This is a genomic window from Streptomyces sp. NPDC102360 (assembly GCF_044766085.1).
Lineage (GTDB): Bacteria > Actinomycetota > Actinomycetes > Streptomycetales > Streptomycetaceae > Streptomyces.
In genome coordinates, this window is sequence record NZ_JBIWLG010000005.1 from 455,470 (window position 1) to 471,080 (window position 15,611).

Below are 15,611 nucleotides of genomic sequence, written 5' to 3' on the forward strand. Positions count from 1 at the left end.
TTACAGCACTCCCATCAAGGGGCCGCCCGGCAGGGGGACGCCGAGCAGGTTGTTGAAGAGGACGAAGGTCAGGAGGGAGAGGCCCGCGGCGATCAGGGGGTCGCGCGTCAGGTGGCGGCTGCCGAGCGCGTACGCCGCGCCCCAGAACAGCAGCGCACCCGCGAGCGGGAAGCCGAGCGGTTCGATGAGCACGGCGGTGGCGAGGAAGACGCCCGCGAGCAGCAGCACGGTGCGCCAGTCGGCGGGTTCGGCCAGGTCGACGTCCTCGCCCGCCTCGGCCTCTCCCCTGCCGCCGCGCAGTACGTCGACGGCGAGCAGGACGGCGACGGCGAGGAGTCCGATACCGACGACGACCGGCACGGTCTTCGGTCCCACGGGGCCGCGCTGGGCGATGTCGACGTTCATGGTGAGCGCGTCGGTGAGGACGAGGACGCCGAGCGCCAAGAGGAGTACGCAGACGCCGAGTTCGGAGTGGGCGCGCAGCCAGGACCCGCGGTCCCTGGTGGTCTCCCGGACTTCGGTGGCGGTCACAGGCCCAGCTCCTTCAGTACGGACACGACGCGCTTGTCCTCGGCGTCGAGGAACGTCCCGAACTTGTCGCCGACGAGGAAGGCGTCGTCCCAGCCGTTCGTCTTCAGCGACTTCTTCCACTCCTTGGAAGCGTGCAACTTCCGTACGAGGTTGGTGAGTTTGTCGCGCTGGGTGCCGGAGAGGCCGGGCGGGGCGACGATGCCGCGCCAGTTGGTGAAGTCGACGTCGTAGCCGGACTCCTTGAGGGTGGGCCCGTCGAGTCCGGTGGCGCGCTTGGGTCCGGTGACGGCGAGGAGGCGCAGTTCGCCGCTCTTGATCTGGTCCAGGTACTCGCCGACGCCGGAGACACCGAAGGCGACCTTGTTGCCGAGGATGGAGGCGAGGAGTTCACCGCCGCCGTCGAACGGGACGTAGTTGACCTTCTTCGGCTGGATACCGGCGGCGCGCGCCATCAGCATGGGCGCCAGGTGGTCGGGGCCGCCGGGCGAGGAGCCGCCGCCGACGGGCAGCTTGCCGGGGTTCTTCTTCCAGGCGTCGATGAGCTGCTTGATGTTCTTGTACGGGGAGTCCTTCGCGACCACGACGACATCGGGCTCCTCGGTGAGCCGGGCGATGGGTGTGGTGTCGGCGAGGGTCTTCGGGGAGTGGTTGGAGCGGGCGGCGCCGACGACGCCGAGGCCCATGGACATGGCCAGCTTGCCGTTGCCGTGTTCGCCGACGAGGCGGGTGAGGCCGACGGTGCCGCCGGCGCCGGGCAGGTTGAACACCTCGATGTTGTGGGTGAGTCCGGCGTCCTCGGCGTTCTTGGCGGCGGTGCGTGCGGTGATGTCGTAGCCGCCGCCGGGGGTGTTGGGGACCATGAGGCGCAGGCCGGGTATCTGGGTACCGGTGTCGGCGCCGCTGCCCGAGGTGAGCAGCGGCGGCGCCACCAGGACGAGCAGCGCGGCCCCGAGCAGGGCGAGGGGTGTGCGCAGGCGCACGTGTGCCACCTACTTCTTGGGTTCGTTTTGACGGTGGGTTGGTTGTGAGGTGGCCCACATGTTGCCCACGCGTTAACAAGCTGTCTCCCTTCCGCAAGCAACGAACGTTGTGGTCGTTCTGGTCGCGCACCTACTCTGCGCCAGTGACAAAGGTCTTGATCAAAGTCTTGATCGTGGACGACGACTTCATGGTCGCGAAGCTGCACAGCCGGTGCGTGTCCGCGATGGACGGGTTCGTGGTGGCCGGGGTGGCGCACAGCGGCGCGGAGGCGTTGCGCGCCGCGGATTCGCTGCGGCCCGATCTGGTGCTCCTGGACGTGTACTTGCCGGACATGAACGGCGTCGAGGTATTGCGGGCGCTGCGGGCGGCGGAGGAGCGGGATCCGGCCCGTACCGCGGTGGACGCGCTGTTCATCACGGCGGCGCGGGAGGCGGAGGTGGTGCGGGCGGCGGTGCGGGCGGGGGCGCAGCACTACCTCATCAAGCCGTTCAACCGGGCCGCGCTGCAGGAGCAGTTGAGGCACGTGGCGGCGTTGCGGACCCGCCTCGACGACCTGGACGAGGCCCGTCAGGAGGACGTCGACCAGATCTTCGGCGCCCGGCCGCCGGGTTCGAGGGAGTTGCCGAAGGGGCTCGCGGCGCACACCGCGGATCTGGTGGAGCGGACGCTGCGCGCGCATCCGGCGGGGCTCTCGGCGACGGAGTGCGCCCAGGAGGCGGGCACGCTGTCGCGGGTGAGCGCGCGCCGGTACCTGGAGTTCTTCGCGGGGACGGGTCGGGCGCGGGTGACGCTCCGCTATGGCGGGACGGGTCGGCCGGAGCGGAGGTATCGGTGGGTGTCCTGAGGGCGGGCACGAGGGGCGACCCTGAGGGCGGGCACGAGGGGCGGCCCTGAGGGCGGTGCGAGGAGCGACCTCAGCGGCGGTCCCGAGGGGCCTGAGCGGGCGGTACGAGGGGGTGTCCTGAGGGGAGTCTGAGTGGCGTCTTAAGGGGGCCATAAAGATCCACTCGGAGCGCTCCCAGGGGCCGAACAGGGCGTTTTTTCGGGCTAACTTCCTTGCCGCACCCCCCAATGCACTCGATCAAGGAGTACCCCCATGCCCGCAAGCCGTCGCAAGCTCGCCGCACTCACCACGGTCGGCGCGATCCCCCTCGCGTTCACCGCCCTGTCCGCCACCCCCGCGGCAGCGCACGGCACGCTCGGGGATCCCGCCAGCCGGGTCGCCGCCTGTTACGCGGAGGGCGCCGAGAGCCCCACGTCGGCGGCGTGCAAGGCGGCGGTCGCCGAGGGCGGACCGCAGGCCCTGTACGACTGGAACGGCATCCGGGACGGTGCGGCCGGCGGCAAGCACCAGGAGAACATCCCGGACGGGAAGCTGTGCTCGGCGAACTCGGACGAGTTCAAGGGCATGGACCTCGCCCGCGACGACTGGCCCGCGACAAAGGTCTCGGCGGGCTCGTACACCTTCAAGTACAAGGTGACCGCCCAGCACAAGGGCACGTTCAACCTCTACATGACGAAGCAGAGCTACGACGCGTCGAAGCCGCTGAAGTGGTCCGATCTGGACCTGGAGAACCCGGTCGCGACGAAGACGGACCCGACGGCGTCGGGCGGCTACTACACGTTCTCCGGGAAGCTCCCGGACCGTACGGGCCGCCAGCTGATCTACGGCATCTGGCAGCGTTCGGACAGCCCGGAGGCGTTCTACTCCTGCTCGGACGTGACCTACGGCGGCGCGTCCACGGCCGCGGCGTCCGAGCCCTCGGACCAGCAGATCGCGGCGGACGCCGACAAGTCGACGGTCGACCACAGCGGTATGGACATGGGTGACGACGCCAACGCCCCTGCGGCGCAGGGTGGTTCGCAGAACCTCGCGGAGACGGGGGGCGACTCCACCACGCCGTACATCGCGATGGGCGGCGCGGCTGCCCTGGCGATCGGCGCGGCGGGCCTGTTCGCCTCAATGCGTCGTCGCGCCGCGGGGGGCCGCCACGTCCGCTAGCCCTTTCAAGCCCCTGCGGCGTTTGAGCAGCATCTTTTAAGCCCCTGCGGCGTTTGAGCAGGCCTTTCAAGCCCCTGCGGCGATTGAGCAGGCGGCTCCCGGGCCGAACCCCGGGGCTCCGCCCCGGACCCCGCTGGCTCTCGTTCGAACGGCGGGGCTTGATTTGCTCAGGCCGCCGCAGGGCGGACCGCGGCCGGGCCGAATTTGGTGCGGGCGCGGTCGACGGCCGCCTCGAGGCACCGCGCCCGCTCATCCGCCGGATCGAACAGAAGCTGCCGGGAGGCGAGTTCGGCCGGAACCAACTGCTCGGCCCGCAACGCGAAGGACCGCACACGGGCCCGCTGCAACCCGAGCCGCTCATGGAGCTCGTACGCGAGCGAGGTCAGCGTCGGGGTATGGGCGGACGCCTCACGCAGGCCACGCGTACGGGTCGTCGCACTGCGATCCACATAGCGCACGGTCAGTGCGAGCGCGCCGGCCGCCTGCTCCTCGGCACGCAACCGCAGCCCGAGCCGGTCGGTGAGCGCCAGCAGCGCCGCCCGCTGCCGGTCGCGGTCCAACTCGTCCTGCGGGAAGCCGTGTTCGACGCGGATCGAGCGGGCCGGGGCCGCCGGGACCACCGGTGTCGGATCGAGCCCGCGGGCCGCGTCGTGCAGCCGGCGCCCCGCGGCGGCGCCGAGGATCCGTTGCAGGGTGCCGAGCGGCGCGGCGGCGATCCGGCCGACGCTGTCGAGGCCGTACGAGGACAGGGTGCGGGCGGTCGCGGGCCCCACGCCGTGCAGGGCTGCGGCCGGTTTGCCCGCCAGGAAGTCGGTGACCGCGTCCAGATCGTCGGGGAGTTCACGGACCGCCGAGGGCGGCCCGTCGACGGCGACCATGCGGGCCAGCATCGGGTTCGCGGCGACGCCGATGGTCGAACGGAGCCCGTACAGGCCCCCGGTGCGGGCCCGGATCCGCTCGGCCAGGGCGAGCGCGTCCGTGCCGAAGTAGCGCAGGCTGCCCGTGACGTCGACGAGCGCGGCGTCCGGCGACAGCGCCTGCACGAGGGGCGTGAACTCGGCGAGGAGCGCGAGCAGATGGGCGTAGAGCTGCTCGTCCACCAGGTCGTGGAAGTGGACGTAGAGGATCTGCTGCATCAGGCTTCCAGCCCCTGTCGTCATCCCGCGCTCCCCGGACTCTGGTGCCACAACTTGCGGCTCTGTTTGACGGATTCGCCGGGTGGCTGGAGGTCCGCCCAGGGGTGGAGGTCGTAACCGGTCTCCAGGCGGATACTGCGGCCGTCCGTCGCGGCGGATGCCGGGGCGTGGGCCTCGGTGAGCCGGTCCGTCACCGCCGACAGGCCGCCCGTACGGCGAAGTTCGGCGAGTTCGGCCAGGTCCCAGGCGGCGGAGCCGGTGACCGAGAGCGCCTTGCCGTTGCCGCCGCCGCGGCGCTGCACCACGCCGCGTACGAGGAGCAGCCAGGAGTGGAAGACGGTGTGTGCGCTGGCGTCGTGGCTGTCCTCGAAGAACGCGCAGTCGACAAGGCCCGACGTGTCGTCGAGCGTCGTGAAGATGACGCGTTTGCCGGAGCGGACCGGTGGTGTCTGTACGGCGCCCTTCGCACCGGCGACCAGGACCACCTGCCCGTGCGGCAGGTCCCCCAGCCGGTGCGCGGAGGCCACCCCCAGTTCGTCGAGCAACTCCCGGTGGTCGCCCAGGAGATGACGCGAGGTGTCCATGCCGAGCACGCCGAGCTCGGCGCCGAGCCGTTCGGCGTCGTCGAGGTCGGGCAGCTGGGCGGGGGCGACCTCGGCGGGGGCCTCCCCCGTCTCGCCGAGCGCCAACTGGCCCTGCGCACCGCCCCGTCCGCTCCGCTGCGATTCGGCGATGTGCAGCATCAGGTCCCGCCGGTTGCGCCCGAAGGCGTCCAACGCGCCGACCTGCGCGAGGCGTTCGGCGACCGGCCGGGACGGGCGGGCGCGGGAGAGGAAGTCCTGAAGCGAGACATAGGGGCGCCCCGCGACGATCCGCTCCGCCTCGGCCTCGCTCATGCCGCGCACATCGCCGAGCGCGAGTCGGACACCGTGCACCAAAGCGGGACCGTCCCCACCATTCAGATCAGACACCAGTTCGATTCGATAGGCCAGTTCCGACGCGTTCACATCGAGCGGCAGCACCGGCACCCCCCACCGCCGCGCGTCCGCGAGCAGCAGCCGCTTCGGGTACATGCCGGGGTCGTGCGTGAGCAACCCCGCGTAGAACGCGGCCGGATGGTGCGCCTTCAGCCACGCCGACTGGTACGACGGCACGGCGAACGCGACGGCGTGCGCCTTGCAGAACCCGTACGCGCCGAACGCCTCGATGATCTCCCAGGTCCGCTTCACGACCTCCTCCTCGTATCCGCGCTTGCGGGCCTGCTCCGCGAACCAGGCGCGCACCCGGCCGAGCTGGTCGGGGCGTGAGAGCGCCCGCCGCGTGTAGTCGCCGAAGGCGAGGCCGCACCCGGTCATCACATGCAGCATCTTGATGATCTGCTCGTGGAAGACGACCACGCCGCACGTCTCCTCCAGCGCGTCCTTCAGATCCGGATGCGGGTACGCGGGCGCCTGCTTGCCGTGCCGCGCCTTGATGAACGGGTCGACCATGTTGGCCGCGACCGGTCCTGGCCGGAACAGCGAGATGTCCACGACCAGGTCGTGGAAGGTCTCGGGCCGCAGCCGCGCCAGCAGATCGCGCTGCCCCGGCGACTCGGTCTGGAAGCAGCCCAGAGTCTGGGAGTTCTTGATGAGTTGGTACGTCTTCGGGTCGCCCGGCGGTACCTGTTCCGGGTCGTCCAGGTCCACCCGCTCCCCGGTCGACCGTTCGATCTCGGCGACCGAGTGCGCCATCGCGGACTGCATCCGCACCCCGAGGACGTCGAGCTTGAGCAGGCCGAGGTCCTCCACGTCCTCCTTGTCGAACTGGGCCATGGGGAAGCCCTCGGTACTGGTCGGCACGACCGGGGTGCGGCGCAGCAGGGTCGTGTCGGAGAGCAGCACCCCGCACGGGTGCATGGCGATCCCGCGCGGCAGCGCGTCGAGCGCCTCGACCAGGTCCCACAGCCTCGGCGGGTACGCCTCCGGGTCGATGCCGCGCAGCTCCGGCAGCTCCTGGAGCGCGGAGCGTGCGTCGCGGGCGCGGATGTGCGGGAAGGACTTCGCGAGCCGGTCCACCTCGGCCGGCTCCATGCCGAGGGCGAGGCCCACGTCCCGTACGGCATGGCGGACCCGGTAGGTCTCCGGCATGGACACGGTCGCCACCCGCTCGGGCCCGAAGCGGTCCAGGATCGCCCGGTAGACGTCCAGGCGGCGGGCGGACTCCACGTCGATGTCGATGTCGGGCAGCTCCATGCGCCGCTCGGACAGGAAGCGCTCCATGAGGAGCCCGTGCTCGACCGGGTCGGCGGTGGCGATGCCGAGCAGATGGTTGACCAGCGAGCCCGCTCCGGAACCACGCGCGGCGACCCGGATACCCAACTCCCGCGTATCGGCGACCACTTGGGCGACGGTGAGGAAGTAAGAGGCGTAGCCGAGACGTTCGATCAGCCCCAGTTCGCCCTCCAGGCGCTCCCAGTACCGGCGCTTGTAGTCGTAGCCGCGGGCCAGCATCGCGGCGTCGCAGCGCGAGCGGAGCACCCGGTCGGGGGTGCGCCGGGCGGCGCCGACGAGGCCCGGTTCGGGGAAGTGCACGCGGCCGAGCCCGAGGTCGTCCTCGGGGTCGACCCGGCAGGCGGCGGCGGTGTCCTCGGTGACGGCGAGGAGGCGACGCGCGGTGTTCTCGCGGTAGCCGGCGGCCTCGGACACCTTCAGGGCGATGTCGGCCATGTCCTGGGCGGGCTTGAGCCAGCGTTCACCGCTGTCGAGGGCGCCGCGCGGGTCGATCGGCACCAGGCGGCGCGCGGAGTCGAGCACGTCCGCGACCGGGCCCTGCCCGGCGTCGGCGTAGCGGACGGCGTTGCTGAGTACGGGGAGGATCCCCTGCTCGGCGGCGAAGCCGAGGGCGCGGGCGGCGTGGCGCAGCGAGCCGAAGCCGGTGCCGCTCAGGCCGTGGGAGACGACCTCGATGCGCAGCGCCGCGCTCCCGTACCGCTCCCGCCAGGGCGCGAGCAGCCGGGCCGCGCGGTCCGGGCGCCCCGCGGCGAGCGCGCGGCCGACGTCCGAGTCCGGGCCGAGCAGCACGACGACGGGGCCGTGGTCCGCCCCCAGCACGCCCCAGGGCAACAGGGGGCGGCGGCTCTCCCCGGAGCCGACACCGGTGTCCCGGTGCGCCGCGGTGACGAGCCGGCACAGTTCGGCCCAGCCGTCCGCGCCGCCCTGGGCGAGGAACGTCACGCGCTGCGCCGACTCGTCGACGAACGCGCCGCCCCTGGCCGGTGCGCGCCGCCGTTCGGTGCGCTCGACCGCTTCGGCGGGCGCGGCGACGGCGAGGTCCACCCCGAACAGTGGCCGGATACCGGCCCTGCCCGCGGCCTTGGCGAAGCGGACGGCGCCGCCGAGGGTGTCCCGGTCGGTCAGGGCGAGGGCGTCGAGGCCGCGCTCGGCGGCGCGCTCGGCGAGCGCGTCCGGGTGCGAGGCCCCGTACCGCAGGGAGAAGCCTGAGGCGGTGTGCAGATGCGTAAATCCCCGCATCCGAACCACCTCGCCACTACTCCCCCCTCTATCCGACCTGTCACACCAGCCTCATCAGGGCCGATGCCCTCACCGTAAACCATGTTCGAATACTTGTGCGAGTCGAAACAGCCACCCCGGAACCCGCCGCCCACCCGTTCGGCCCTCCCCGACTGCACGAGCCGGGGCCTCGCCCGAGCGTTGAGGCATGAAGTTCGCCGAAGAGTTCAGATCCGCCGTCACGCCCAGAGCCGCGCTCCTCGTCATCGGCGTCCTGGCTCTCCAGCTCCTGTTCATCACCTCGTACGTGGGGGCGCTGCACAGTCCGAAGCCGAAGGACGTCGCGTTCGGCGTCGTCGCGCCGCAGCCCGCGGCGGCGAAGCAGCTCGCTCAGCAGCTGGACAAGCTGCCCGGCTCCCCGCTGGACACGCGGGTGGTCGACGACGCGAAGACGGCGCGCGAGCAGGTCCTGAACCGGGAGATCGACGGCGCCCTGGTGTTCAAGGCCAAGGGCACGCAGGACACCCTCTACGTCGCGTCCGGCGGCGGCACCGTACTGGCCTCCTCCTTGCAGGGTCTGGCCACCACGATCGACGCCCAGCAGCAGCGCACGGTGCGGACCGTCGACGTGGCGCCCGCCTCGCAGCAGGACTTCGACGGGCTCTCGGCCTTCTACCTGGTCGTCGGCTGGTGCGTCGGCGGCTATCTGTGCGCCTCGATCATGGCGATCAGCGCCGGGTCCAAACCGGCGAGCCCGCAGCGCTCCGCCATCCGGCTCGGCTCGCTCGCGGTCTTCGCGGTCGTGGGCGGCATCGGCGGCTCACTGATCATCGGCGACTCGATCCTGGGCGCGCTGCCAGGGTCCTTCTGGGGCCTGGCCGGGCTCGGCGCCCTGGTCACCTTCGCGGTCGGCGCGATCACGCTCGCCCTGCAGGAACTCACCGGTGTCGTCGGCATCGGTCTCGCGGTCCTGCTGATCGTCATCGCGGGCAACCCGAGCGCGGGCGGCGCCTTCCCGCTGCCGATGCTGCCGCCGTTCTGGCAGGCGATCGGCCCCTGGCTGCCGCCGGGCGCGGGCACCTGGGCGGCCCGCTCCATCGCCTATTTCAAGGGCAACGACCTCACCCAGTCCCTGCTCGTCCTGTCCGCGTGGGCGGTGGTGGGCGTCGTCGGGACACTGCTCGTGTCGGGTCTGCGCGAGAAGCGGCGGGGCGCGAAGGCGCCTCCTGAGCCGGCCCCGGAACCCGCCGCGTGAACCTCTCTCACCTGGTCCCGTAGTACGCCTGCCGCATCAGCCGCTTCATGTCGCCGATCATCGGCATCCGCGGATTGGCGGGCGCGCACTGGTCGGCGTAGGCGTTCATGGCCTGCTGCGGCAGGGCCGCCATGAACTCCCCTTCGTCGACGCCCTCTTCACGGAACGACGCCGGGATCCCGCACCGCTCGCGCAGTTCCTCGACGGCCCTCGCGTACGACTCCACGCCCTCTTCGGGGGTGGCCGCCGGCAGGCCCAGCATCTTCGCGATGTCCTGCAGCCGCTCGGGCGCCCGGTACGTCTCGGCCTTCGGCCACGGCGTCGCCTTGTACGAGACGGTGCCGTTGTGCCGGATGACGTGCGGGAGGAGCAGCGCGTTGGTGCGGCCGTGGGCGACGTGGAAGGTGTTGCCGAGGGTGTGCGCCATCGCGTGGACGAGGCCGAGGAAGGCGTTGGCGAACGCCATGCCCGCGATGGTGGAGGCGTTGTGCATCTTCTCGCGCGCCTCGGGGGCCCTGGCGCCGTCCTTCACGCACGCCTCCAGGTTCTCGAAGACGAGCCTGATGGCCTGGAGGCACTGGCCGTCGGTGAAGTCGTTCGCGTACACGGAGACGTACGCCTCGGTGGCGTGGGTCAGCGCGTCGAAGCCGGAGTCGGCGGTCACCGTGGGCGGCAGGTTCATCGGCAGCATCGGGTCGATGATCGCGACGTTCGGGGTGAGCGCGTAGTCCGCGAGGGGGTACTTCTGGGCGGCGGCCGGGTCGGAGATGACGGCGAAGGGGGTGACCTCGGAGCCGGTGCCGGACGTGGTCGGGATCGCGACGAGCTTCGCCTTCTCGCCCAGCTGCGGGAACGTGTAGGCCCGCTTGCGGATGTCGAAGAACTTCTCCTTCGTGTCCGCGAACTCGATCTCCGGGTGCTCGTACATCAGCCACATGATCTTCGCTGCGTCCATCGGCGAACCACCGCCGAGCGCGACGATCGTGTCCGGCCGGAAGTCCCGCATCGCGGCGGCGCCCGCCTGCACGGTGGCCAGCTCCGGGTTCGGCTCGACGTTGTCGATGACCTGCAACGTCACAGGCGTGGCGCGGGAGTTGAGGATGTCGGACACCTTCCGCACGAAGCCGATGTCGCCCATCGTCCGGTCCGTGACGACGGTGACCCGGTGCACGTCGTCCATCTCGGCGAGGTACTTGACGGCGCCCCGCTCGAAGTAGATCTTCGGCGGGATCTTGTACCACTGCATGTTGGTGTTGCGCCGGCCGATCCGCTTGATGTTGACGAGGTTGACCGCGGAGACGTTGTTGGAGACGGAGTTGTGGCCGTAGGAGCCGCAGCCGAGGGTCAGCGACGGGAGGAAGGAGTTGTAGACGTCGCCGATGCCGCCGAAGGTGGAGGGCGAGTTGACGATGACGCGGATCGCCTTGACGCGGCGGCCGAACTCCTCGGCGAGCTCCTCGTCCTCGGTGTGGATGGCGGCGGAGTGACCGAGGCCGTTGAACTCGACCATCCGCGCGGCCAGTTCGAGCCCGTGCTCGGTGTCGTTCGCCTTGAGTGCGGCGATGACCGGGGAGAGCTTCTCGCGGGTCAGCGGCTCGTCCGGGCCGACCTCCGCGCACTCGGCGACGAGGATCGAGGTGTCCTCGGGAATCTCGAAACCGGCCTGCTCCGCGATCCAGACGGCGGACCTGCCCACCACGGACGCGTTGAGCTTGGCTCCCGAGCAGTCGCTGCCGTGGGCGGTGGTGCCGAAGACGAACTCCTCCAGCTTGGCCTTCTCGGCGGCGGTCACGACATGCGCGCCCAGCCGCTCCATCTCGGCGATGCCGTCCTCGTAGATCTCGTGATCGAGGATCACGGCCTGCTCGGAGGCGCAGATCATGCCGTTGTCGAAGGCCTTGGAGAGCACGATGTCGTGGAGGGCGCGGCCCAGCTTGGCGTCCTTGGCGACGTACGCGGGTACGTTGCCCGCGCCGACGCCGAGGGCGGGCTTTCCGCACGAGTAGGCGGCCTTGACCATGGCGTTTCCGCCGGTGGCGAGGATCGTGGAGACGCCCTCGTGGTTCATCAGGAGGCCCGTCGCCGCCATGGACGGCTCCTCGATCCACTGCACGCAGTGGGCGGGGGCGCCGGCCTCGATCGCCGCGTCGCGCACGATGCGCGCGGCCTCCGCGGAGCACTTCTGGGCGCTGGGGTGGAAGGCGAAGACGATCGGGTTACGGGTCTTCAGGGCGATCAGCGCCTTGAAGACCGTGGTCGACGTGGGGTTGGTGACGGGGGTCATCGCGCAGATGACGCCGACGGGTTCGGCGATCTCGGTGATGCCGCTGATCTCGTCGCGGGATATGACGCCCGCCGTCTTCAGTCCGCGCATCGAGTTCACGACGTGCTCGCAGGCGAAGAGGTTCTTGACCGCCTTGTCCTCGAACAGACCGCGGCCGGTCTCATCGACGGCGGCCTTCGCCAGGTCTCCGTGGTGGGCGAGCGCCGCGAGCGACGCCTTCTTGACGATGTGGTCGACCTGTTCCTGGTCGTACGTCTCGAACATCGCGAGCGCTTCACGCGCTCCAGCGACCAGTTCGTCGACGGTCCCCTGAACTGTCCCCTCGGCATCCACGGCAGGCTCCTTTTTCACGCCTTTTTCGCTGATGCCTCAATTCCACACCTTTATGCTCCGCTGAAGGGGCGGGGAACGTCCCGAGCCCACGGGACCAAGGTCCCGGCGAACGGGGCACTCCGCGCACCCGGGGTGCCCACGGGAAAGCCCCGCCCCCCGGAACCGGGAGGCGGGGCTCACAACATGCGGGTCAGCCGATTTCCGTGCCTGTGGCGGAGAGTGCCTCCGTCACCGGCTGGAAGAAGGTCTCGCCGCCGGCCGTGCAGTCGCCGCTGCCGCCGGAGGTGAGGCCGATCGCCGAGTCGCCGGAGAAGAGCGAGCCGCCGCTGTCACCGGGCTCGGCGCAGACGTCGGTCTGGATGAGGCCGTTGACGATGTCGCCGTTGCCGTAGTTCACGGTGGCGTCGAGGCCCTTCACCGTGCCGTCGTGCACCTGCGTGGTGGAGCCGGAGCGGGTGACCTTCATGCCGACGGTCGCCTCGGCCGCCTTCGTGATCTCCTGCGCGGAACCGTTGTAGAGGTTGACCTCGCTGGGGTGGTCGACGCCGGACGCGTACTTCACGAGCCCGAAGTCGTTGTCCGGGAACTGGGAGTCGGCGTTCGTGCCGATCTCCTGGCCGCTGGAGTCGGTCCAGGTGGAGATCGACTCGGTGCAGTGGCCCGCCGTGAGGAAGAACGGCTCGCCGCCCTTGGTCACGTTGAAGCCGAGGGAACAGCGTCCGCCGCCGCCGGTGATGGCGTCGCCGCCCGCGACGAACGGCTTGAACTCGCCCTGGCTTCGCTTGAGTTCGGCCTTGCCGCCGAGCTTCTCGACGACTCCGGTGAGCTGGTTCCAGTCGGATCCCTTGACCGTACGGTCGGCGGTGACGACGACCTTGTTGGTGGCGGGGTTCACGGCCCAGGACGTACCCGGGATGGTCGCGTCCTGCTTCAGGGTCGTCCGTGCGCCCTTCAGGTCGGCCAGGGAGTTCTGGACGACTCTGGCCTTCGCGCCGGCGGCCTCGGCCGTCTTCGCGGCGCCCTCGTCGAGGACGTTGACGACGAGCTGCTTGGCCTTGGCGTCGTAGTAGCTGCCCGCCGAGTCCGCACCCAGGTCCTTCGTCAGGGACGAGGCGAGAGTTCCGGCCTTGGCGATCGAGAGCTGCTGCACGGCCACGTCGGGTACGTCGGTGCTGGCGTTCGCAGTCTGGAAGGTGATGCCGGCGGCGGCCAGGGCGAAGATTCCCGCTCCGACCACTGCGGCGCGCCGCTTGGGTATGCGTCGGTGCTTCAACTCACGTCCTCCTGTGGGGGGTTGGGATGCCGGTTCGAGTGGGGCCGGACCGGATCCGTGAGGCTGACTGGCCCACTATCCCGACCGTCACAGCGAACACACAAGGTCGACTTCCGGACGCACGTTCGTCAACCGTCGTACGCCCTCTCCCGCTTGAGTGCGCCCCCGCGCCGCACGTCGATCCCCACTGCAAACACACCGCGCGTTCTTGGATGGGCGGAGGGTGAGGTCTAGTCCTGTCCGGATTTCGCCCCTGCTTGGCCGCCGTTCCCCGCGGGTTCGGGGGCACTTGCCCCGGGCTCGGGGGCGCTCGCCGCGCCCTTCTCCTCGAACGCGGGCTCGGGCGCCGGTGCCTCGGTCAGCCCCGGCAGCGTCCCCTCGGCGAGTTGCGTGACGGCCGAGCGCGCCGCGTGCTCCGCGTCTCCGGGCGTGGCCCGCTCCAGGAAGCGCAGCAGCTCGACCGGGAAGGGCAGCACCAGCGTGGAGTTCTTCTCCGCCGCGACCGCCACCACCGTCTGCAGCAGCCGGAGTTGGAGCGCGGCCGGCTGGTCGGACATCACCTCGGCGGCCTGGGCAAGCTTCTTCGAGGCCTGCAACTCGGCGTCGGCGTTGATGACACGAGCCCTGCGCTCACGGTCCGCCTCGGCCTGCCGGGCCATCGAGCGCTTCATCGTCTCCGGCAGCGACACGTCCTTGATCTCGACCCGGTCGATCTGCACACCCCAGCCCACGGCCGGGCTGTCGATCATCAACTCCAGCCCCTGGTTGAGCTTTTCGCGGTTGGAGAGCAGATCGTCGAGGTCGCTCTTGCCGATGATGGAGCGCAGCGAGGTCTGCGCCATCTGCGAGACGGCGAACCGGTAGTCCTCGACCTGCACCACGGCCTCGGCCGCGTCGACGACCTTGAAGTAGATGACGGCGTCCACCCGCACCGTCACGTTGTCCCGCGTGATGCCGTCCTGCGCGGGCACCGGCATCGTCACGATCTGCATGTTGACCTTACGGAGCCGGTCCACGAACGGCACGACCATCGTGAACCCCGGCCCGCGCACGGACTTGGTGAGCCGGCCGAGCCGGAACACCACCCCGCGCTCGTACTGTTTGACGACCCGCGCCGCGGACATCGCGTAGACCCCGCCGGCGCATACGACGGCCACTCCCGCCGTCACCAGTTCCTCGACCATCTCACGGTCCCCCAGGGTCCGAAGTGGGCGCAAAAGGCGTGTACTTCGACGGTAGCCCCGTAAGGGGCACATAGGGAGAGCCCCGCACACACAGGAAGAGCCCCCGCCGGGCCGAAATGGCCGACGGGGGCTCCCACTGCTGGCTGCGACTGCGGAACGTACGACGGGGTGGAGCGGTCGGATCAGTAGACGCTCACGCCGTACGCGCTGAGTGCCTCGGTCACCGGCTGGAAGAACGTGGTGCCGCCGGAGGAGCAGTTGCCGCTGCCGCCGGAGGTGAGGCCGTAGGCCTTGGTGCCGCCGTAGAGCGGGCCGCCGGAGTCGCCGGGCTCGGCGCAGACCGTGGTCTGGATGAGGCCGGAGACGATGTCGCCGCCGCCGTAGTTCACGGTGGCGTTGAGGGCGGTCACCTTGCCGCTGTGGATGCCGGTGGTCGAGCCGCGCCGGGTGACGGTCGTCCCCACGGACGGGGTCGCCGCGCTCGTGATGTCCTGGCTGCCGACGGTGCCGGCGTGCGCGACACCGCTCGCGTACTTGACGATGCCGTAGTCGTTGCCGGGGAAGCTGGACCCGGTGGTGCTGCCCACGGTCGAGGTGTGCGCGGAGTTGGACCACCAGGTTCCGGCGCCGTCGGTGCAGTGACCGGCGGTCAGGAAGTAGTAGGTCCCGGCGCTGTTGCGGACGTTGAAGCCGAGTGAGCAGCGCCAGCTGCTCGCGTAGATGGCGTCGCCGCCGGATATCAGCTTCTTGAAGGTGCCCGCCGTGCGCTCGACCTTGAGGGCGCCCGCGGTGTCGCCGGCCGCCTTCTCGATCTTGTTGATCTCGGCCTGCGAGACCGTGCTGTCGACGGTGACGACGACCTGTTTGGTCTTGGAGTCGACGGCCCAGGCGGTGCCCGCCACATCGGCGGACCGGACGGCGTCCCGGGTCTGGGTGAGTTCGGCGGCGCTGAACGTGTGCGACGCGTCGGACGCGTTGGCGGAGGGAATCGCGAAGGCTGCCACGGCGAGCAGACCGGAACCGACGGCGATCAGCCGGGTCGATCTGGTTCTGCCACTGCGGGGGGTGCTGCGCTTGATCCTCACTGCTCGTTCCTCCAGGGAACTCGGGGGCCCTCGTGGGGATGGGGCCCGTGAGGCGC

The 15,611-nt window shown here is 70.5% G+C and carries 11 protein-coding genes; 3 read left to right on the forward strand and 8 right to left on the reverse strand.

The features are described 5' to 3' along the window. On the reverse strand, positions 1 to 531 hold the full coding sequence (locus ACIRHA_RS22975; RefSeq protein WP_403848709.1) for a tripartite tricarboxylate transporter TctB family protein: 531 nt from the start codon (positions 529 to 531) through the stop codon (positions 1 to 3). Continuing rightward, a complete protein-coding gene (locus ACIRHA_RS22980) occupies positions 528 to 1,511 on the reverse strand; it encodes a Bug family tripartite tricarboxylate transporter substrate binding protein (protein WP_403848937.1) in 984 nt (327 codons plus the stop codon). The genes ACIRHA_RS22975 and ACIRHA_RS22980 overlap by 4 nt, the downstream gene beginning before the upstream one ends. A 155-nt stretch (positions 1,512 to 1,666) precedes the next feature. Here ACIRHA_RS22980 and ACIRHA_RS22985 point away from each other — a divergent pair, with 155 nt between their 5' ends. Both ACIRHA_RS22985 and ACIRHA_RS22990 read left to right on the forward strand, forming a co-directional pair. Further along, positions 1,667 to 2,356, forward strand: coding sequence for a response regulator (locus ACIRHA_RS22985; RefSeq protein WP_403848940.1), 690 nt, complete (start codon positions 1,667 to 1,669; stop codon positions 2,354 to 2,356). Between the two features lie 252 nt (positions 2,357 to 2,608). Continuing rightward, positions 2,609 to 3,514, forward strand: a complete 906-nt coding sequence (locus tag ACIRHA_RS22990) for a lytic polysaccharide monooxygenase (protein WP_403848711.1) — start codon at positions 2,609 to 2,611, stop codon at positions 3,512 to 3,514. Positions 3,515 to 3,681: 167 nt separating this feature from the next. Here the strand turns inward: ACIRHA_RS22990 and ACIRHA_RS22995 are convergent, their stop codons facing one another. Both ACIRHA_RS22995 and ACIRHA_RS23000 read right to left on the reverse strand, forming a co-directional pair. Next, positions 3,682 to 4,674: a DNA polymerase thumb domain-containing protein gene (locus ACIRHA_RS22995; protein WP_403848713.1), complete on the reverse strand. Its 993-nt coding sequence runs from the start codon at positions 4,672 to 4,674 to the stop codon at positions 3,682 to 3,684. Beyond that, positions 4,671 to 8,162: a DNA polymerase III subunit alpha gene (locus tag ACIRHA_RS23000; protein ID WP_403848716.1), complete on the reverse strand. Its 3,492-nt coding sequence runs from the start codon at positions 8,160 to 8,162 to the stop codon at positions 4,671 to 4,673. Before ACIRHA_RS23000 ends, ACIRHA_RS22995 begins: the two co-directional genes overlap by 4 nt. A 187-nt stretch (positions 8,163 to 8,349) precedes the next feature. Between ACIRHA_RS23000 and ACIRHA_RS23005 the strand changes: the two genes are divergently transcribed. Then, entirely contained in the window at positions 8,350 to 9,396 is a 1,047-nt protein-coding gene (locus ACIRHA_RS23005; RefSeq protein WP_403848719.1) for an ABC transporter permease, read from the forward strand. A 7-nt stretch (positions 9,397 to 9,403) separates the two neighbouring features. Here the strand turns inward: ACIRHA_RS23005 and adhE are convergent, their stop codons facing one another. The 4 genes from adhE to ACIRHA_RS23025 all read right to left on the reverse strand — a co-directional run bounded on the left by adhE (position 9,404) and on the right by ACIRHA_RS23025 (position 15,555). Continuing rightward, positions 9,404 to 12,013: a bifunctional acetaldehyde-CoA/alcohol dehydrogenase gene (adhE, locus tag ACIRHA_RS23010; RefSeq protein ID WP_403848722.1), complete on the reverse strand. Its 2,610-nt coding sequence runs from the start codon at positions 12,011 to 12,013 to the stop codon at positions 9,404 to 9,406. Positions 12,014 to 12,203: 190 nt separating this feature from the next. Further along, on the reverse strand, positions 12,204 to 13,286 hold the full coding sequence (locus ACIRHA_RS23015; RefSeq protein WP_403848724.1) for a S1 family peptidase: 1,083 nt from the start codon (positions 13,284 to 13,286) through the stop codon (positions 12,204 to 12,206). 230 nt (positions 13,287 to 13,516) lie between these two features. Further along, positions 13,517 to 14,470, reverse strand: coding sequence for an SPFH domain-containing protein (locus tag ACIRHA_RS23020; protein ID WP_403848727.1), 954 nt, complete (start codon positions 14,468 to 14,470; stop codon positions 13,517 to 13,519). 182 nt (positions 14,471 to 14,652) lie between these two features. Further along, positions 14,653 to 15,555, reverse strand: coding sequence for a S1 family peptidase (locus ACIRHA_RS23025; RefSeq protein ID WP_403848730.1), 903 nt, complete (start codon positions 15,553 to 15,555; stop codon positions 14,653 to 14,655). Positions 15,556 to 15,611 lie beyond the last annotated feature (56 nt).

Bases quoted from the DNA above. Each gene is read 5' to 3' on its own strand.
- ACIRHA_RS22990 (WP_403848711.1), top strand. From the start codon at position 2,609: ATGCCCGCAAGCCGTCGCAAGCTCGCCGCACTCACCACGGTCGGCGCG.
- ACIRHA_RS22995 (WP_403848713.1), bottom strand. From the start codon at position 4,674: ATGACGACAGGGGCTGGAAGCCTGATGCAGCAGATCCTCTACGTCCAC.
- ACIRHA_RS23000 (WP_403848716.1), bottom strand. From the start codon at position 8,162: ATGCGGGGATTTACGCATCTGCACACCGCCTCAGGCTTCTCCCTGCGG.
- ACIRHA_RS23005 (WP_403848719.1), top strand. From the start codon at position 8,350: ATGAAGTTCGCCGAAGAGTTCAGATCCGCCGTCACGCCCAGAGCCGCG.
- ACIRHA_RS23020 (WP_403848727.1), bottom strand. From the start codon at position 14,470: ATGGTCGAGGAACTGGTGACGGCGGGAGTGGCCGTCGTATGCGCCGGC.